Source organism: Mesorhizobium sp. WSM4837, assembly GCF_055811435.1.
In genome coordinates this window covers 1-404 of record NZ_JBVVQE010000250.1, presented here as the reverse complement: position 1 = coordinate 404, position 404 = coordinate 1, and the positions used below count along the sequence as shown (strand labels likewise).

Here is a 404-nt window from a genome sequence, read left to right as displayed (position 1 = left end):
GCACCGGCGCTGGGCGCCTTGTTCGCCAAGGCGCCGCCGCATCACGAGAACGACAACCGCGACGGCTGGTACATGGCTGTGGTCAAGCAGGCGGTGCGCTTTCCCATCACCGTGCTTCTGCTCACCGTCGGCCTTTTGTTCGGTGTCGGTTTTGCCTATTCGAAATATGGCGCCGGCGTCGAGTTCTTCCCGAATGTCGAGCCTGACTACGGCCTGCTCTATGTGCACGCCCGCGGCAACCTTTCGCTCGCCGAAATGGATGCCGCCACAACGACCGCGGAAAACCGGCTTCTCGGCTGGCCGGGCGTGAAATCGGTCTATACCCGTGTCGGCAAGACGCAAGGCGGCGGCCAGGACATTCCTGAAGACGTGGTCGGCGTCATCCAGTACGAGTTCGTCGACTG

General features: G+C 62.6%; 1 pseudogene. It reads left to right on the top strand.

Annotated elements, in window-relative coordinates:
* Positions 1-404, top strand: a pseudogene (locus AC0L3D_RS36970) (AcrB/AcrD/AcrF family protein); the annotation flags it as partial.